General features: G+C 35.7%; 18 protein-coding genes and 2 pseudogenes. 14 read left to right on the top strand and 6 right to left on the bottom strand.

Annotated features, from left to right (window positions below):
- Window positions 1-205 precede the first annotated feature (205 nt).
- Window positions 206-496, top strand: coding sequence for a peptidoglycan-binding domain-containing protein (locus L647_RS0122260; protein ID WP_024612969.1), 291 nt, complete (start codon window positions 206-208; stop codon window positions 494-496).
- Between the two features lie 295 nt (window positions 497-791).
- Window positions 792-1,331 carry a hypothetical protein gene (locus L647_RS0122255; protein WP_024612968.1) on the top strand — a complete coding sequence of 180 codons (540 nt, stop codon included), beginning with the start codon at window positions 792-794 and terminating at the stop codon, window positions 1,329-1,331.
- A gap of 608 nt (window positions 1,332-1,939) precedes the next feature.
- On the opposite strand, the pseudogene L647_RS1000000125680 reads toward L647_RS0122255, so the two are convergent.
- Window positions 1,940-2,358, bottom strand: a pseudogene (locus L647_RS1000000125680) (transposase); the annotation flags it as partial.
- 284 nt (window positions 2,359-2,642) lie between these two features.
- On the opposite strand from L647_RS1000000125680, the gene L647_RS0122245 reads away from it, so the two are divergent.
- The 6 genes from L647_RS0122245 to L647_RS0122215 all read left to right on the top strand — a co-directional run bounded on the left by L647_RS0122245 (window position 2,643) and on the right by L647_RS0122215 (window position 5,875).
- Window positions 2,643-3,122, top strand: a complete 480-nt coding sequence (locus L647_RS0122245) for a hypothetical protein (RefSeq protein WP_024612965.1) — start codon at window positions 2,643-2,645, stop codon at window positions 3,120-3,122.
- A 282-nt stretch (window positions 3,123-3,404) separates the two neighbouring features.
- Complete coding sequence (locus L647_RS0122240; RefSeq protein ID WP_024612964.1) at window positions 3,405-3,935, top strand: hypothetical protein; 531 nt, start codon at window positions 3,405-3,407, stop codon at window positions 3,933-3,935.
- 182 nt (window positions 3,936-4,117) lie between these two features.
- On the top strand, window positions 4,118-4,477 hold the full coding sequence (locus L647_RS0122230) for a hypothetical protein (RefSeq protein WP_024612963.1): 360 nt from the start codon (window positions 4,118-4,120) through the stop codon (window positions 4,475-4,477).
- 39 nt (window positions 4,478-4,516) lie between these two features.
- The gene (locus tag L647_RS0122225; RefSeq protein ID WP_216712746.1) at window positions 4,517-4,843 is read left to right on the top strand and encodes a hypothetical protein; all 327 of its coding nucleotides are present in this window, start codon (window positions 4,517-4,519) and stop codon (window positions 4,841-4,843) included.
- A gap of 112 nt (window positions 4,844-4,955) precedes the next feature.
- Window positions 4,956-5,414, top strand: a complete 459-nt coding sequence (locus L647_RS0122220; protein WP_024612961.1) for a hypothetical protein — start codon at window positions 4,956-4,958, stop codon at window positions 5,412-5,414.
- A 26-nt stretch (window positions 5,415-5,440) separates the two neighbouring features.
- Window positions 5,441-5,875, top strand: a complete 435-nt coding sequence (locus tag L647_RS0122215; RefSeq protein WP_024612960.1) for a hypothetical protein — start codon at window positions 5,441-5,443, stop codon at window positions 5,873-5,875.
- Between the two features lie 307 nt (window positions 5,876-6,182).
- Here L647_RS0122215 and queC read toward each other — a convergent pair whose 3' ends face one another.
- On the bottom strand, window positions 6,183-6,839 hold the full coding sequence (queC, locus tag L647_RS0122205) for a 7-cyano-7-deazaguanine synthase QueC (RefSeq protein ID WP_024612958.1): 657 nt from the start codon (window positions 6,837-6,839) through the stop codon (window positions 6,183-6,185).
- A 144-nt stretch (window positions 6,840-6,983) separates the two neighbouring features.
- On the opposite strand from queC, the gene queE reads away from it, so the two are divergent.
- The 4 genes and pseudogenes from queE to L647_RS0122185 all read left to right on the top strand — a co-directional run bounded on the left by queE (window position 6,984) and on the right by L647_RS0122185 (window position 13,596).
- A complete protein-coding gene (gene queE / locus L647_RS0122200) occupies window positions 6,984-7,649 on the top strand; it encodes a 7-carboxy-7-deazaguanine synthase QueE (protein WP_024612957.1) in 666 nt (221 codons plus the stop codon).
- A gap of 262 nt (window positions 7,650-7,911) precedes the next feature.
- Window positions 7,912-8,638 (top strand): annotated as a pseudogene (locus tag L647_RS01000000124840) (class I SAM-dependent methyltransferase).
- 243 nt (window positions 8,639-8,881) lie between these two features.
- Window positions 8,882-10,030 (top strand): hypothetical protein, encoded by a 1,149-nt coding sequence (locus tag L647_RS0122190; protein ID WP_024612956.1) that lies wholly within the window; start codon window positions 8,882-8,884, stop codon window positions 10,028-10,030.
- A 536-nt stretch (window positions 10,031-10,566) separates the two neighbouring features.
- Entirely contained in the window at window positions 10,567-13,596 is a 3,030-nt protein-coding gene (locus L647_RS0122185) for a metallophosphoesterase (RefSeq protein WP_024612955.1), read from the top strand.
- Window positions 13,597-13,944: 348 nt separating this feature from the next.
- Here L647_RS0122185 and bcp read toward each other — a convergent pair whose 3' ends face one another.
- The gene (gene bcp / locus L647_RS0122175; RefSeq protein WP_024612953.1) at window positions 13,945-14,424 is read right to left on the bottom strand and encodes a thioredoxin-dependent thiol peroxidase; all 480 of its coding nucleotides are present in this window, start codon (window positions 14,422-14,424) and stop codon (window positions 13,945-13,947) included.
- Between the two features lie 11 nt (window positions 14,425-14,435).
- The gene (locus tag L647_RS0122170; RefSeq protein WP_024612952.1) at window positions 14,436-14,969 is read right to left on the bottom strand and encodes an ACT domain-containing protein; all 534 of its coding nucleotides are present in this window, start codon (window positions 14,967-14,969) and stop codon (window positions 14,436-14,438) included.
- A gap of 361 nt (window positions 14,970-15,330) precedes the next feature.
- Between L647_RS0122170 and bamC the strand changes: the two genes are divergently transcribed.
- Window positions 15,331-16,389 carry an outer membrane protein assembly factor BamC gene (gene bamC, locus L647_RS0122165; RefSeq protein ID WP_024612951.1) on the top strand — a complete coding sequence of 353 codons (1,059 nt, stop codon included), beginning with the start codon at window positions 15,331-15,333 and terminating at the stop codon, window positions 16,387-16,389.
- Between the two features lie 66 nt (window positions 16,390-16,455).
- Complete coding sequence (locus L647_RS0122160) at window positions 16,456-17,895, top strand: YjiH family protein (RefSeq protein WP_024612950.1); 1,440 nt, start codon at window positions 16,456-16,458, stop codon at window positions 17,893-17,895.
- A gap of 30 nt (window positions 17,896-17,925) precedes the next feature.
- Here L647_RS0122160 and L647_RS1000000125520 read toward each other — a convergent pair whose 3' ends face one another.
- Window positions 17,926-18,072 (bottom strand): DUF2897 family protein, encoded by a 147-nt coding sequence (locus L647_RS1000000125520; protein ID WP_076917075.1) that lies wholly within the window; start codon window positions 18,070-18,072, stop codon window positions 17,926-17,928.
- A gap of 315 nt (window positions 18,073-18,387) precedes the next feature.
- A complete protein-coding gene (locus tag L647_RS0122150; RefSeq protein ID WP_024612949.1) occupies window positions 18,388-18,924 on the bottom strand; it encodes an acyloxyacyl hydrolase in 537 nt (178 codons plus the stop codon).
- Window positions 18,925-19,138: the final 214 nt, after the last annotated feature.

The following is a 19,138-nucleotide window of genomic DNA, read 5'->3' as shown; positions in this document are numbered from 1 at the left end:
AAATTAAAACTGCAATTATGCAGATATTCTCATGCGCATAATTCAGGTTTAATAGGGCTAATGACTTATTTAATAGATGAAATGAAAGCGACCCAGTAATAAAAGATTAATTCTGAACCTGAAAAGCAAATTTAGTGGCACAGTTTTGTTTGTTCAATTAAAGTGGCTGTCCAGTTTGGTTGACACTAAAGAAAGGGACTCTTCGATGCCAGCAATGAAATTAATCCAATCAGTAGGTATTGGCGGCGTAAATAAGCCAGACGATGTAAAAGCAGTACAAACCGCTTTAAATTCACTTCTTTCCCTCATAGTACCCACCAGAAAACTTACCGTAGACGGTCGTTTAGGCTCACGCCCTGAAAACTCTAAAACAGTAGCGGCTATTAAGTTATTTCAAAGCAAAGTGGTAAATATGGTACGCCCAGACGGGAAAATAGATCCAAATGGACGCACCCATAGAAAAATCAACGAAAAACTCGCGAGTGCAGCAGTATAATCAGAGTGGCTGTCTAGTTTAGATAGCTGTCTAGTTTAGATAAAGAATACAAAAAATATATTAAAGCTAAAGGCGGTCCAAAATATGAACTTGGTGAAACACGACATCATGCAGAGCAACGTGCAGTAAACAGCTTAAAACCAGATGAAGAGTTTGCAGGTTTGAGTCCGACAAAGGATTGTTGTGATAAATGCAGAGAGGTTTTAATCAAAAGTGGTGATATAGAAAAAGTACTAAGAAAATATCAATTCATGAATAAGAAAGATCAAGATAAATATTTAAAGGAGAATAGCTAATGAGAAATACATATTTGGATACGTTACATCAGATAGCACCTAAATTATCCCATAAATTAGCTGTTGCTCTGTCTACTGAATGTGCAATGAGAGCATATATCGCTTGGGAGTACATTGAAGAGCCATCAGATGATTTATACCATGCACTGGAGTTAGCATGGTTATTCGCGTGTACTGGAACGTTAAAATCTGAATATCAACAGGCTTACGATAAGCTACTTGATTTAATTCAAGAGTACAGAGAAAATCCAGATTCAGAATACCATATATTACTTTCAATTATTTCGGTGTTCGAACTTATCTTAACACCAACGATGCAAGAAAAGTGTGTAATTGAATCTTTGACAGCTGTAATTGAAACAGCCAATTGTGTCGACCGCAATAATCAGAAAGAAGCTGAAGATGAAGAGATTAAATTCCAATTATTATTATTGGAAAAAGCCAACTCTTATCAGGGGAATATAATAACAAGGGATATATTTAATAGGCTTGGAGATGATGAATCTGGCTGGGTGAATCGTATATTAGCAGGTGAATAAGAAAAACAACCAACAAAGAGACCTACTTTTATATTTATACAGAACAAATAACAAAGACATATATGGACGCTCCCTTGAAGTCAAGACGAGCCGATGTATAAACATCTAAGTTGATGCTTTTATTCTATTAAAATGCATCCCATTTCACAGTAATGATGCGTCACAAGCTTGCTTAAAAACAAAGGTACTGACATATATTCGAGCTATGTCGTCATGGTTATAATGCGGCATGCTCCTAATGAGCTTCGTACCAGAGGACCTAAAAAATATTCACCCAAACGAGATTAAATATCGAGTCTTTATTTGGTTAACTTTGGCTAGCGTGCGCTTTTTGTTTCATTATAAGTGAAGTACATACAGGATAAGCGTATGTTACGACTTAAGTGCCCAAACACCCACTCGGGTTTTAAAACCTATGTCTTCGACGGGCTGTCTTAAGTCGTAAACTCGGGTGTGATTGGTGTGTAAAATACGCATAATTAAGTATTCTCCTGTGTATTTTGCACAAACAGAGGTGAGTAGAGGGTTTGCTTGGTCAGCAATGTCCACATCAATCGAGCCAGTCTGTGTGCGGTGGCGACCACGACACAATTAAAATGTTTTTTCTCGCGTAATTGATTGGTTGCAGCAATGCGATTTTGTAGCAGCCGTTCGCGTATTTTATGGAGCATGAGTATTCCTTACTGGGCTTCGGTTTTAATAGGAACGAATTTAATATTAGGGTGTAAGCTGGCTTCATAAATAGCAAGCGCATCGTTACTGTCGTTTTTATTACCGCGTACAAAGGGGGTAACGTGTTGTGCAGGAATAAGGTCAACGGTATGACCGTAAGAGGTAAATACTCTCCCCCAGTAGTGGGAAGAATAACAGGCTTCCATAACGACGCGGCACGGTGGGGTATTAGCTAAGAAGGTGTTGAGTTTAGGTCTGTTTAAGCGTTTATTGCACTCTCTTTTATGATTAGGATTAAAGCCAGCGACTTGGAATACATTTTTGCCAAATCAATTGATAATGTGCTAATTTTCATGGTGGACGTTCCCTTTAACTGAGTGTGAGTTAATACCAGTTTGGCGCATTGACGCCGTTTTGGGGAGCGTCCAAATCATTACCCACTTTAAATAGTGGGTGATGATTTACTACTAACATGTTGTACTTAAAAAAATCACAGTGATTTCTATCTTAACTTTCATTCAAGCATTGAGACTGAAACTAAAAAGATACTATTTGAACATTTTTTAGCTTAGGTGGTAGTGCGCTATCAGGAACTGTGAACTCACTTGCAATTGGCATATATGAGGAGTTAAGTAAGTAGTGTCTAAGAATGATGAGGTATTTTTATTATTTCCTCCATGGAAGCTTTTACGTAGATTTCTATTAGTAACAGTTCTTTTACTTTTGGGTACGGTTTATTCAGGAATGACATTGTTAACACAGTATTTTGATACAAATCCTGAGTGGCTGCTAGGCATTTTGTTTTCTGTTGGTATAGCATTTTGTCTTATAAACTTCAAAGTAAGCCAAGGCTCTTATTTTTGCGCAAAAATATTAAAATATTATGCTTTATTTTTAGCTGTGATTTGCTTGCCGTCTTTTATAATTTTAGAAGGTAATGGTTATCACATTGCTACAGTTATCAATATAGCTTTTATGTTGCTCTCGTTTTATTTAATTAAAGGAGAAAAGTACCAAGGTCTTATTAAATATCAATATGATTTTCTTAAGGATATAAAAGATGCCCGAGCAGCGGTTGAAAAAGAAATGGCGAAGGTTCGCCAAAGGAATCGAAAGTAAAGCAATAAAGTCTTATTTATCTTTTCTTTAATTATAGGGGGAAATTGCAGTAACACCCATCCTAATTTTTGTACTTTCTGAAGTTAAAAACTAAATTCCAGTTAGTGTAGACCATGGTAATCGCAACAAAGCGTCGTGTATATTTAAGAGCCCAGCAGCTTTACCGAGAACAAGTGATGTTAATGCCCAGGTCAAATATTGGAAAAAATATTACAATACACCTCTAGGAACAGGTACAGTCCAAGAGTATTTACATAATTGGCAAACATATGGAGTTGACGTATGAATATGAATAAAATTTTTACTTGTGTTTTCTTATTAATCACAAGCCATGTATCTATAGCTTCTGATTGTTTGAGCATAAAAGTAATTGAACCGATTAAAGTTAATGATAAAACTGAGCGTATGCAGTCAATCAAATTTGATAAAGTTAAACTGCTTCATAAAGATAAGTCGGGTATTTGTTTGCCTACTCAAGATACCTATGTTTTAGCTTTTAATGAAGGTGTTCCTTTTATTACGGCACGTTTAAAGGGGCATACACCAGACATAACCTTGATAGAAAAAAATGACAATGACTATGCGTTAATTAAGTATTACGCTGGTAATAAACTACAAGTATTGAAAGGGTATCAACTTATAGGTTCGGAGCTGTATGAACTACCTAATTTTACTTTAAGTAGTAATGTAAGCAGTATCAATATAATTGATGGATTAATTAACGTTGAGAATAATGAGTTAGTTGAAGAAAAGCCGACTAACTCGGTCACACTTTATGATTTTAGTTTATCTGGCGTATTTATTAAGCCTTAGACAGGTTTGAGCTATAACAGCATAACATCAACCCCCATCTTAATTTTTTGTTTAGTTAAGTTGGGTGTGTGATTTAGTTTCATGCAAGGTACGTTACTTTATAAAGCAACTATTGGGTTAACTAAAAGAAATGTATCGGCTGAGCGTAATACTTATGTCCGCAATTTACTTTTAAGCGAAAAATGATTAAAAATACAGTATTACTCACTTTAACTGTTGTATCGAGCACTGCATGTGCAAATATAAAAGAAAATAAAATAGCTCCAACATACAGTTTAGAGAATAAAACTAACGGATATTTTATGGAACCGGAAGTTTTAGAAACGCCGAAGCAGGTTAATGCTTTATTTAGTAAAAACTGGTTTTATTCCTATGAAGTTGTTTTAGATAGTAAGCCAGCTATTAAAGTTGATAGTTGTAAGGTTTTATCTAAGGCATTGCAAGAGGGCTATAAATCAGCAAATTATAAAGATCAGGTCGCGTTAATAGCTACCAATAAAATATGTACCACGTGGGCTGATATGGGGACGTTAAAGTCTTAAAAAGAAAGCTTTTTAGGTTCATTTAAACACAGTGCAGTATTGCCAAAAAAAATGCCGCCTGAGTTGTCTTTAATTATTTCGAATGATGACGAGCGCCGCTTAGCAAAAGCAAGTAGCTGGGAAGAAATGAGCCACATTAAAAAAGTAGAACCTGTAAATGATGACCAAGCTATTTATTACGATAACAGTGGCGGTATTCAAAGATTAACAATAATGGCGAAGGGCGATTATAACCAAGATGGTATTGAGGACATAGTTCTGCATATGGCAAATGCAGTTGAACGTGGTAGTTACTCCTCTTCTTATGGCTATGTGCTAACACGACTAACCGCCGATGCACCTTATACGTTAATTAAGCAGTTTTAATTACTTAGTATTGCAAATATACACCGGCATAAAGCATTCATTTAAACCGTGAGTGCTTTATGTTTACTTATTATGCTTATATTAAAACCAATAATTTAAAGGAATATTTATAATGATTGATTTTGACGTGATTGAGCAAGTACTTGGCTCTAATTTTAGTAATAATGCGATGGGGTTATGCCGTGATTTGTTTAACGAAAACCCTGAGTATCGTTACAATCATAAGTTTAATAAAGCCTCTGTAGTGATGCCAGAAAAAGGCATGTCTGTTACTTTTGAAGAAAGAATGGCCGAGTGCCTGTTTTTTCATTTTGATGGCGATGATGATGCCGATATTACACCGTGTGCACTTGATGTTATTTCTTTAAATAAAAGTTCGACCCCTGATGACGTTAAAAATAAATACAAAGAATATAACGTTGTTGAAGAGCCTTTAAGTGCTGACGATGAACATTCAGCAATAAATAACACGCTTACTTTTATAATTAATAAAATATGTATACGTGCGCAATTTAACGACAATAATAAACTATCTATTTTAAGTGCGATAAAAAACGTCACTAATTTATAACTCCTCTTATTTAAGCTGATTCAAATATGATAAAAAATAACTTTTTTTTGGTTTTTTTGAGCTTTCTCTTATTTTTTATTGCACCGTGTAATGCAACTCAAAGTGAGTTAGGGGTTATATTTAAATGCCAAGCAGATGCACCTAAGCCAATTGAAATTGTTGTTAGTAAAATGAATGGAACATTTAAGTTGGAGACGTTTAATGTTGAAGGAACCAACCTCACCAACTCTATCCGACTTAATGATGTAACTAAGTCGAGTTATCACCGTTTTTTGGTAACAGAGCATAGTATGACTTTTACACAAGCTAATGGTGGAGTCGTAGTAAGCGATTACTATAGTGAAGAGTTTGATATGGTTACAGAGGAAAGATCAGTAACCATACAAAAAAATGGCAAAAAAGACTATTGGACCTGTGATGATTCAAGTTTTAGCAAGTTATCTGCTATTGATGATTTTTAAGTGCAAGCAATATACAAATTGCCTAGATAGAATTACATGTAATAAAAACAGTATTCATGAAAAATTGACTTATTTATATAAAGCACAAGAAAATTGGTTTGCCGTTCTTGAGCATTCACAATATGTTTTTGAAAACAGTAAATTTGAGCATGATAGAAAACATGCAATTAAGCTGATTAAGTTAGGACAGGAAAAATTAAATAAAAAATGTTTATTTAGATGCCAGAAGAGCGTGCATAAAAAAGGCTATCAACGATAGCCTTTATATTTTATACAAATAGTGTTGGTAATATTACCTAAATAGCGCCTATTCGTATTCTAACGGGTCTGTAATATTGTTTAATGCAAATGCTTCAAGACGTTCTTGGCAAGCACCACATTTACCACAGGCTTTTTCACGACCATTGTAGCAAGTCCATGTTTGGCTGTAGTCTAAACCCATTTCCATACCGTCGGTTAAAATACCAATTTTAGTATTGTTTAAGTACGGGCTAAAAATTTCTACTGCGTCGTAGTTTGCAATACGGCAAACATCATCCATTTTTTGCACAAATTCAGGGCGACAATCAGGGTATATAGCATGATCACCAGAATGAGCACCGTAATAAACTTGGCCTGCTTTAAGTGATACCGCGTAACCTACCGCAAGCGAGAGTAAAATCATATTACGATTAGGTACAATCGTACTTTTCATACTTTCTTCTTCGTAATGGCCTTCAGGCACGTCAATATCATCGGTAAGTGACGAGCCGCCAATAAGCTGATTAATTGCCGAAATATCTACAATTTTGTGCGGCACGTTTAGTTTTTCGCACACACTTGCTGCCACTTTAAGCTCTTTTACATGACGCTGACCATAGTCAAATGATAGGGCATATACATCATGGCCTTGTTGCAGGGCTTTATTTAATACAGTAAATGAGTCCATACCGCCGGAATAAATAACAACTACTTTTTGCGTCATATCTGTTTTGCTCTTAGTTTTAATAGAGGTTTATATCAGGGCGCGATATACTACACGCCCGCAGCTTAAATAACAATTTTTGCACAGCGCTTTTTGGGTTTTTATAGTAGCAATTTTGCTGCTAGGTAGTAAGTGAGATCTCTTTTGTACAAAATTAATGAAGTGTTTGAAACCATTCAAGGTGAAGCAAGTTTTACTGGCACACCCTCAATATTTTTACGACTACAAGGCTGCCCTGTAGGATGTTCTTGGTGCGACACCAAGCAAACGTGGAATGTTGATAACGTATATAAAGTATCGCTCGACGAAACCGTAGAAAAAAAGGCTGACTCAGATCATTGGGCTAATGCAAGTGCAGAGCAAGTTTTAGCATTGTTTAAATCGCGCGGTTATACCGCAAAGCATGTAGTAATTACTGGCGGCGAGCCTTGTATGTTCGATTTAAACCCAGTATGTAATTTATTACACGAAAACGGTTTTAATACGCAAATAGAAACCAGTGGCACGTTTGAAATACTCGCCCCAGAGCAAACATGGGTAACAGTATCGCCAAAAATCAATATGCGCGGCGGTTATGAAGTACTTACCAGCGCAATGAAGCGTGCAAACGAGATTAAACACCCAGTTGCTATGCAAAAGCACGTAGAAGAGCTTGAAGAGTTATTTGCTAAAACAGGCGTTAATCCAAAGCTTGTTTACTTACAGCCAATTAGCCAAAAAGTATCAGCAACTAAATTAGCAATCGACACCTGTATTGCTAAAAACTGGCGCCTATCAATACAAGTACATAAGTATTTAGGAATTAGTTAAAGAGCAGCTTAAAGTTATATTATGTAGGTTGGGTAGAGCGTAGCGAAACCCAACAAATCTTCAATTTCACACCGTTTTACAACAACGTTCTATGATATTTAAATGGGTGGATTGTATAAGCTAAGCAAAGCGCCATTCAGCAACCCTAAATTTTATAGCCCTAAATTACATCTATCCTAAAGTTCATATCTTCTTCGTTAATAGCCATAACTAGTTTATTATGCGCGACTCAAAATACGCTACTACAAACTACTAGGCTTATATGTCCGCAAATGCGCTTTACACCGACCTCTCTGATTACTACGACTTAATGTGCGCAGATATAGATTATCAAGCCCAAAGTAATTCTATTCATAGGTTGCACCAAATTTTTGGTAATGGCGGAAACACCCACCTCGATTTAGCGTGTGGCACCGGCCCGCATGTACGTCATTTTATTGATTATGGTTACCAAAGNCCAGCCAATGCTAGATAAAGCAAAAATGCGTTGCCCAGAAGCGCAATTTTCATTGCAAAACATGAGTGAATTTAAGGTAACCGAGCACTTGGATTTAATTACCTGCTTTTTGTATTCAATCCATTACTGCGACGGCATTAATAAGTTAAAAGAATGCCTTGCCAGCGTACACAGTGCATTAAAAACGGGTGGAATATTTTGCATTAATACAGTTGATAAAAACAAAATCGACAGCGATTCATTTGTAGAGCACACAGCAACAAGCGAAAATAGCGTATTCACATTTCGCTCTGGTTGGCATTACAGTGGCACTGGCAGCAAACAGTTATTAAAACTCAGCATAGAAAAAACCACCGCAGACAAAACACTCGTATGGCACGATGAGCACCCAATGGTTGCTTTTAGTTATACTGAGCTTAAAGAAGCCCTAAAGCCGTACTTCGAAATCCACATATTTGAACATGACTACGACAAAATAACCCCATGGGCAGAGCGCTCAGGCAACGCTATTTTCGTCTGCGTAAAAATTTAAGACAAACGCGTAGGTTGGGCAGAGCGTAGCGAAACCCAACGATAAAATGATCTGTAATTTATCTCGATACTTTGTATGATCAAATAGCTGAAAATTAGTAAAAGCAGGCGTTAATTAATCATGATGTGTGAGGTCAAAATTTGACTCTTTTGGTCTTTATGCTCTTGCCCTGTTATGTTTGCATATTGCACAGGGTTTGTTAATCTTAAGTTTCATTATCAATAAAAATGTAAATTTAAGAAAATGAATGTAAAAACATTGTGTAAGCTGGCGTTAACAGCTAGCCTTTTTTTGCTCAGCGGCAATGCCGTTGCGGCTTATACCGAAACCAAAGCTTGTGATACATGCGATTACGACGACGCGGTAAGATTAGCAAAGGCGTATGATAAAAAACTAAACTGCCAGATCAACGACCTTAATAATAACAATACAGAATTTGGTGTAGGTACCTACCAATGTAATGATACATCTAAAGAAATCATCATTACTAATGCACTAACTCAAACGGCATATAAATTTATTGTTTCTGCTACTCAGCAAACGCAATACAGCTCTGCTGCCAGAGTAACTGCTACAAACACATCTATGAACAGTATAGAACGAGAAGCATTAGAAGAGTTTTATGAAATTGACAGCCAATTTCGAAGAGCTACTAGAAATGCTGGAAATATCGTAACGCCTCGTTCAGAACCATCCAGCACCCAACCTTATAACTTGAAAGACCAGAATAGTAATGCCTTCTCGCCTGAAGCTACTGTTGCAAGTGGGGGATGTTTAAATCACCCTTCTGTTTATCTTACAAGTTCTTTAGCTCAAAGAACTATAGAGAGTGAAATTAGACAACAAATTACGAAAGAGATAGGTGATGCGAGCTGGAATAACTTCTTTGTGGATACGGACTTTACTGGTGGCGGTATTCAAGTAGGGAGAGACGGTGTAGGCTTATCTCTATCGTTAAATCATGACAAAATAAAGGCGTTCTCTACGAAAGTATACGGCGAAGATCCTGATAATGCTTTGACTTTTGAAGTTACATATCAGGGAACGGTTGAAATTAGAGGGGAGCGCAATTTACGCTTAAGCCTTGATTTATCTCGAGGAGCTTCATTGGTGGATGGTATACCAATAGGTACGTTTATGAGCGGAACCAATGTGGATCTGACGGATGGATTAGTTTCTAATTGTTTACTAGAAAACATTGAAAATATTGATGGTGCAACAGTTGTAATAACACCCAGTAGTGGAGGTGGTGACACTGGTACAGTTGGTGGTAGCTTTGACTTTCCAATATTTGTTGGCGATGCTTGCACTAAGGAAGTGAAATATACAACATGTCCAACAGCACATGGTGTACGCAGCTGTACAGAAAACTCATTGAGAACTAGTTGTTAATAGGCACAGCGCTCAGGAAACCCCACGATAAAAGGCTCTATAATTTATCTCGATACTTTGCATGATCAAATAGCTGGAAATTAGTAAAAGCAGACGTTAATTAATCATGATGTGTGAGGTCAAAATTTGACCCTTTGGTCTTCTTTGGTCTTTTATCTCGATACTTTGCATGATCAAATAGCTGAAAATTAGTAAAAGCAGGCGTTAATTATGATGTGTGAAGTCAAGATTTGACCCTTTGGTCTTTCTTTGGTCTTTCAGAAAACTCATTGAGAACTAGTTGTTAATGGGCACAGCGCTCAGGAAACCCAACGATAAAAGGCTCTATAATTTATCTCGATACTTTGCATGATCAAATAGCTGAAAATTAGTAAAAGCAGGCGTTAATTATGATGTGTGAAGTCAAGATTTGACCCTTTGGTCTTTGTAATTTGCGGAAGTAATAAGCTATAAATAAGTGAGTTAACACCTAATTTAACTACCCTGTTACACTAACAAAATAATAATTATAAATAAATGGACTTAAGGAAGTAACCATGAAGAATAAAACTCTTTTCATTAATCTTAGTGATATTCATACTAAAGATGCAAATTCGGATGTGATTTTAAATAAGTTACAGTCTCTTGACACTTATATTGAAACGTTAAGAAGAAAAAATAATTGTAGTAAGTCATTCATTATCATATCTGGAGATATTGCATTTAGTGGATCACCTAGTGAATATAATATTATTAAGCCTGTATTTACTAAATTAGCTAAAAGCTCTAAATTAGTCATGTGTGCAGGGAATCATGATCACGATTTTTCTACTTATACAACATCATCCCGAACTACTATTTTGAATTCAATTTCAAAGAATGAAATTGAAGATGATTTACTAGATGTTGTGACAAGCGGTCAAAATTCATACTTTGATTTTGAGGGAGAGTTAACTTTCTCTCCTCCTATAAGCTCATCAAAGCTATCAAAATCATATAACTATGATGAATTTCAATTGCAAGCTTTAAACACTGCTTGGTGTTCCGAGATCAAGGAAGTTGGAGGGCAACTTGTCTTTCCTGAAAGGTGCTTAATTGAACCTAGTGATTCAAAAACAAACATATTATTTTTCCATCATCCTTTAAGTTGGCTTGAACCAAACAACCAAAAGGTTATTAGGAATTATTCCCGTGATAATTTCGATATCATCATTACAGGGCATGAGCATATTGCTGACTCATTTAAAGTCACTAGTGAAAATAATACATCTTTGATGATAGAGTCTATATCGTTTGATGACCCTGAAGTTCCTGATAACGGATTTATATCCTTCATTATAGAAGATGATGAAGTATTAATTCAAAGGCACTTATGGGAGTGCGATAACTTCGTCCCAAAAGACACAATAACTAAATCGCAAGTTATTTCACCAAGTACTAAATCTTTAAATGGCGCTAATCTAAATGTAGAGTTCTATAATAATCTGAGTGACATTGGGACTGGATTCAATCATATAAACAAAGATAATATTCAATTAAATGACGTATTTATTTATCCAAATATCAATGTTGATTCTGACCAAAAAAAGTTAAAACGAAAATCATCTAAAGATTTACTTATTGAAGATAGATTTTCAAAAGTGATAATTACGGGTGATGAATGTTGTGGTAAATCGACGCTAATTAGAAAAATGTATTTAGATTTTATTAACGAAGGGAAAGTATGTATTTCATTTGATGGAATAGAGATAAAGAAATCAAAAAAAGTAAATTCAAATGCTATTGAGAAGGCACTTGTTGAACAATATTCTGACTTTTCTTATCAAGACTTTTGTGACTCGGATAAGGAAAAAGTTTTATTTATAGATGATTTTGATTTAATTAAAGGTCCTGTAAAAGAACTGTCAAAAAATACAATTAGTGTTTTTAATCAATTTGACAGAATTATTGTTGCCGTTTCTGATTCTTATGACCTAGGGGATAGCAGGCTTCAGTCTGACAATGTTTTTCTTGGATTTGAAAAGGTTGAAATTCTAAAACTTGGATTTAAGTTGCGCTTTGAACTTATAAATAAATGGAATTCTCTTAATGAGGAATGCCAATCTTCAAAAGATGAGTTGGTTACTAAGAATAACCTATCAAGGAGGATTATAAATGAAATATTGGGAAAAAATTACATACCTTCCAGCCCCTTTTTCTTATTAACCATGTTGCAGTCCATTGATAATGGAACTGCATCTGAAATGAATACAAGTTCATACGGTTATTATTACCAATACTTAATAACAAGTAGCTTTGGTAGTTCGGGTATAAAGAAAGAAGAGTTAGATGAAATGTTCAGCTATGTGAAAGAGTTGTCATTTTATTACTATGATAAAAATATCAAGCAAGATAATTTTGATAATCTTTGGGATTTTAATGCTTCTTTTTGCCATTCATATGGTCTTAAAATTGATGTCAAAAATAAATTAGATAAGCTAGTTAAAGCAAAAATATTAGATTATTGTCCTAAAAATGAACTTTATTCTTTTAAATATCCTTATATTTATTATTTTTTTATTGCTAAGTATCTTGCAGATTCACTGAATGAAAGCCCGACTCAATTAATTATTAAAGAACTAATTGAGTCGCTAGAAAAGAATAAAAACATGAGTATTCTTATGTTTTTAACTCACCACTCTAAAGATAGAACAATTCTAGATGCAATTGTCAATAAAGCTAAAAGCGTCTTTGAACCTTATGAGAAGGCAAATTTAGACTTAGATTCAATGTTTATAGATAATATAATGAAAACCTTACCTCAATTTACTTATGAACCTAAAGATAGTGATAGTCATGAATACAGACTTAAAGTAGAAGAGAATAAGGATGTTGTTCATGGCGATGATGAAAGTGAATATGAGGATTCTGAAGATTATAATCATTCAGACTCAGGCGCTCAACATTTAATAAAAGAGTTAAATCTTACATTCAAATCATTAGAGCTTCTAGGGCAATTAGCAAGAAATTATTATGGTTCTCTAAAGGTTGAAGATAAGACTAGATTAATTGATGAGGCTATATCTTCGCCATTAAGAGGGGTTGGCGCTTTATTTAAAATCATAAATGAAGACCCAGAAGAAACAATTGGGCTTATTAAGCATAACATGGAAAAAAACCTTTCTGAAAATGTTAGCGTTAGCAAAGAAGACCTCGATAAATTAGCAAGAGAAGCATTGTTTAGCCTGTTGGCTAATATTTCATTTAGCTTTATAAATAAGATTGCAACTTCTATTGGCAATGTAAAGTTAATGCCTGTGATTGAAAAGTTAACTCACGACAATCCAACCAACTCATATCACCTAATACATTTAGCAACCAAACTAGATATGGGGACGTTTATTAGTCCTGAAATAATTAAAAGAATTGTAGATAAAATTGATCAAAACTCTATTTCTTCAACCTTAGTTAGCGGGATGATAATTAATTACCTTTATATGTTTGAAGTAAATGATAAAGTCGTACAGAAGCTATGTAAAATAGGTAACATAAGATATTCAACAGTATCGAGAAACCTACAACTTGAAAAGCAAAAAGGTAACAATTAACGATCAAAATATATAATTTTTTCATAAGTAACAGAACTTTTTGCTAAGCCTAATCGCATAGCAGGGGTCTTTTTATCTTTACCTACATTTATATAATACAATAATCTAAATAACTCTGCTTGTTTGATATACATAGGCGGGTCATATGGTCTAAAACCAAAGGAGTCAAATCTTGACTTCATACATCAAAAATTATTGACTGCCTATTTACCCCTCGATCATGCTCTTACTTACTCGAAGGTTTAATCGCTAGCATAAAAAAAGCGTTGCCCTTGAGCAACGCTTTTCTGTATTTGTCTAATAGCGGGTAGCTAACTTATTCTGCCACTAGTTTACTCTGCTGCGAGATTACTCTGCTGCGAGATAGTCCAACACTACTTGATGGTGATCTTTAGTTTTAAACTTATCAAATAGGTGTTTAATTTTGCCGTCTTGACCTACTAAAAACGTGAGGCGGTGAATACCATCGTACTCTTTACCCATAAATTTTTTGTAACCCCATATACCAAATGCGTCAGCAATGGCGTGGTCTTCATCAGATAACAGGTCAAAGTTAAGCTCTTTTTTAGTTTCAAAGTTTTTAAGGCGCTTAATTGGATCTGGGCTAATACCTACAACGCGGGTGTTAAATTTAGCAAGCTCGGCTTGTTGGTCGCGTAGGTTTTCGGCTTGTACAGTACAACCAGGCGTTGACGCTTTAGGGTAAAAGTACACTAGCACTTGTTGCTCTTTTAAAAGCTCACTTAATGTAACGGTTTCGTCGTTTTGGTTTTGTAAACTAAAAGCAGGTGCGGTATCACCGGCTTTTAATGGACTAATTATGTTCATGTTTAGCATCCTTAGCGAATTCGTTTAAAAATATAATCTACGTTAAGCGTGTGAGAAAGGCTCTCAAAACTAATTTTAAATTGATCTATATCTACATCAACCGGAATATTAAATTCTATTTCACAGCGCATTTTAGTATCGACTTGTTCATCGAATGTGTCTGATTTTAACGAGCAAATGCTGATGCTGTTGTCGGCAAAGTAACGGGTCACTTTACTAAGTGTACCAGGGGTGTCTATGCCTGTATATTCGAGTGTGTATCCTGCACAAAACTCACTTTGAGTGTGGCTTGCTGTGCGCTTCATCATGGTAAGCAGACCAAGTTCCATGGCTTTAGTTGGTAAAACGTGTTCAATACGGCTTATTGCCGACATATCGCCGCTTAGTAACATTATAAAGGTAAATTCGCAGCCTAAAATAGCAATGCGGCTATCTATTATATTGCAGTGGCAGTCACTTACTAATTGGGTAAGTTCGCTTACAATACCAGGCCTATCCTCGCCAATAGCAGTTAAAACAATTTGATGATTTGAAAATGCAGTCATGGGTTAAAATACCTAAGTTACTTGGATTATTAACAACTAAATTGGCAACAGCACTAAACACACGCGAGAGGCTGTTTGGCGGCGAAGTTTAACACAAAACCGTCTGTAAACTACAGCACACGGTAATTAAGCGTTTTTAAAGTGCGGTGTTTCTTGTTTTTACTGGCACAGGAAAGTACCATAGCTAAAATTTGTTTATTTGCGCTTAGTTTTTTTCTAAGTTGAAGTGCTGAACTTTATTGCAATTAGGCAGCCAAATAATAAATGTAAAGTTAATATCGATTTTACACTGAACCAAATCGGCATAACCCACTCATATACTTGTTAAAACAATTAAAGGGTATGCTAAGGAGAAATATCTGTGCAGTATTGGATCCCAAAAGCACTTGCAGTAAGTGTATTGGTAAGTTTATCAGGGTGTAGTGTATTTACTAACGATGCACATAATGAGCGTAATTATCGCACACATGAGCCTGTAAAAGCGCCAGCGTCATTGTCTCAACCAGCTCAAGATCCCGTTTTTAAAATGGAAGTTGGTCAGTACGACAATAAACCAGACGCAACTAATTACCGTCCGCCTGCTCAAGTACTTACCGTAGCTAAAGGCAGTTGGGTTGAAGAAACAGATTCATTGTCTCGTGTTTATTTTGATAAAAGCGATGGCATTGTTGATTTAGATGACTTTGTATGGGATTCGATTCAATCGGTTCTAAACGACAATAACGCAACAACGATTAAAGAAGATAAGCTGTTAGGTGTGATTGAAACCGATTGGTATTCAATTATTAAAACAGAAGAAAGCTGGCTTTGGGGCGATAGTGAAAACGCCGATTTAGAAAAGTTTAGATTTACTATTGAAGAAAAATCACACCAACGTACTGCTTCTTTACGCGTTGAGTTGATTGACTTTAAAGGTGACAACACTCTTACTGATATATTAAAGCAGCAATTAGAAGTGCGTGCACTTAACGAAGTAATTGCAGAGTTTGATTATCGTTATCGCCAACTTGAAGTTGATATGCGTAAACGCCAAGGTATTATTTCACTTGAAATGGGCTTTGATAATAAAGGCAATGCAGCATTGGTTACTGAGCAGTCTTACGATGCTGTATTTGATCGTTTTTCTGGCTTTTTAGAGCGTTTATCTTTCACTATAGTTGAAATTAACCAAGAAACTGGCTTAATTACGGCAGATTACAAAGCACCAGAAACCAGTGTATGGGATTCTATTTGGGGCGATGAAGTTGCACAATTACCTATTGATGAAGGTCAGTACCAAATTTTAGTTAGTAAAACTAAAGAAGGCGGTACAAGCTTAACGTGGATGGATGAAAAGGGCGAAACGCTTGAGCCTGGTACTATGAATGGTTTACAACAAGCATTAGAAGCTGCACTCATTAAGCGTGGCATTAAAATTTAAATAATAATAAATTTTACTACAAAAAGAGCGCTATGCTCTTTTTGTGGTTTTTATGGGTTAAACAATATGTCACAGTTACCTCCTCGCTCACACTACACGTGGCGCACTTGGTTTACTTTTTTAGTTCCATCGTTAATTGGTGTGTTTTTATTTATGACACCCATAACGACCTCCGCAGAGATGAAAGTAGCTCTCTCTGAAACACTCAGCAGTATTTTCTTTAAAGAAATAGTTATTGATATTTCTGCAGGAATGACCATTCCTATTGCCGTTATGGCAAAAATTGTACAAGGGGTTATGGCTGAATCAATACAAACCTTTATTACTGTAATTATTTGTATTACTGGTGTTGTTTCTATTGTTACTAAAGCCTTTAAGCCCGCTGCTATTAGTCAGTCGCCTTTGCTAAAGCATTTGTTTGATGTGAGCTGGGCATGGTTAGTGGTGCGATTATTTGGTATGGCATTTGTTTTAATGACGTACTTAAGCATGGGCAGCGAGATGATTACCTCAACCAGCACTGGTGCACTCGTATTAAATGAGTTATTGCCTGTGTTGTTTTCAGTATTTATTTTAGCGGGTTTATTATTACCGCTATTAATTAATTTTGGTCTGTTAGAGCTTGCTGGTACGTTAATGACTAAAGTGATGCGCCCTATATTTGGTGTACCAGGTAGAAGCGCGGTTGATTGTACTGCATCGTGGTTAGGTGATGGCAGCGTAGGTATTTTGATGACTGCAAGGCAGTATGAGCAAAAGCATTATACACAACGCGAAGCAGCCATTATTGGTACTACATTTTCAGCGGTGTCTATTACGTTTAGCTTAGTGGTGTTAGGGCAAGTTAAACTTGAATACCTATTTGCACCATTTTATGCAACGGTATGTTTAGCGGGTATTGTAGCCGCTATTATTGTGCCGCGATTACCGCCACTGCGCTTTAAAAAAGATTTACTAATAGATGGCAGTGAGCCAGATAGAAATGCTGAGTCAATTCCTGATCATAAAAGCTTATTTGGTCATTCGTTAGATGTAGCGCTTGCTAAAGCAGATAACTCAACAGGTGTTAAAGGCACTATAAAAGAGGGCGTACATAACGCGCTTGATATGGTATTTGGTGTATTACCCGTAGTTATGGCTGTAGGTACATTTGCACTCATTATTGCTGAGCATACGCCTATATTTCAGTATTTGGGTATGCCGTTTGTGCCATTTTTAGAGTTATTGCAAGTACCAGAAGCAGCCGCAGCATCACAAACTATTATGGTTGGTTTTGCCGATATGTTTATTCCGTCAATATTGGCGACTACTATTGAAAGTGATGTAACGCGCTTTATTATTGCAGCAATGAGTGTAACTCAGCTTATTTATATGTCTGAGGTTGGCGCACTTTTATTAGGCAGTAAAATACCAGTAAATATTTTAGAGTTATTTATTATTTTTATTCTGCGAACGCTAATTACTTTACCGGTTATTGCCCTTATGGCGCATTGGCTAGTAGGTTAGGTTTAGCAGGTATTAAAAAGCCCTGATTAATCAGGGCTTTTTTGTGCGTACCGTGTTTTTGAGTTTTGGTTCGTGCTTTTTAAATTCCACTTTTGCAGAGTATTTAATAAGTGCAATGTTGCCAATAATAATGGCAAAAACAATGGTTACAATAGTGACTATATGCCAAGTTTGCATAAGGGTTTTTCTTAAGTTTAAACAAAGCTAAAGTTTGACGGCTTTGTATTTAAATATCAATAAAATACAAAATCATTCTATTTGATAAATAAAACCACATTACGTTAGTACTCATACCGCTTAAAACCTTGATAGTAAATCTATTTAAAACAGCTATATAGAATACTAACTGCGTTTAATTTATTTGCAATAAGTAAGCTATTAACGCGTAAATTTGCATTGCTACTACTATAAATTTTGACCAGAGAAAGATAAATTTTAATATTATTGTAATTCAGCATATTAGTAATTATTTTAACTAAGATTTAGGTTGCTTTAAAAGCGCCTTGCTACCGACAATGTCATAAAATTAAGACCTGGATTTGGTTCTTTAAACCCCGCATTGGAATAGTGTATTACTCTAAGGGCTACGTTTGTTTCACCAAAGTCGGCAACTAAACCAACTCGATCTTCAAATTGGTAGTGTGTACTAATATTTTTACCTGCAAACTCGGTTTCATCTATTAGTGATACGCCAATTCCTGCTTCAACATAAAACGGAGTGTTGTTAAAGCTAAACGCGGGAAATTGTAATACAGGCGACATGGCTAAAACTAGGTTTGACTGTGTTTGATCGCCGTGTCGGTACTCCCACATATTTACACTGGTTTCAAAATAAAAACGGGCATCGCCAATCAGATTTTGCATACTAGGTGCATGATATTGATATGCTAATTTAATTCCGTTTACGTTACCTTCACCCTTAAGTATATCAACCGCGTACCCATGGTTTGATTGGGCAAAAGCAAATTTTCCAAAAAGCGAAAGTATTAATATAAAAGATATAAAAAATGTTTTGAGTGACGTTTTCATAGGTGACTACTTTTATTTTGTTCAAGTTGATAAACAAATAGTAAGGGCGACCCACTAGCAAATTCAATGAGGACAAAATGCCGGTTGTTTATGGGGTGTTAATAGAGGCTAGTAACTACTTGAATTTGCGTTAATAAATTTATTGGTGCTGAATTGGCATTAATAAATTGCTTATTTGTGTCTTTTTCGTTACGTATTTATCGCGTAAATTGCA

This window comes from Pseudoalteromonas sp. TB64 (assembly GCF_000498095.1).
Classification (GTDB): domain Bacteria; phylum Pseudomonadota; class Gammaproteobacteria; order Enterobacterales; family Alteromonadaceae; genus Pseudoalteromonas.
Note: the sequence above shows the minus strand (reverse complement) of the source record. Positions and strands in the feature narration are given on the sequence as shown.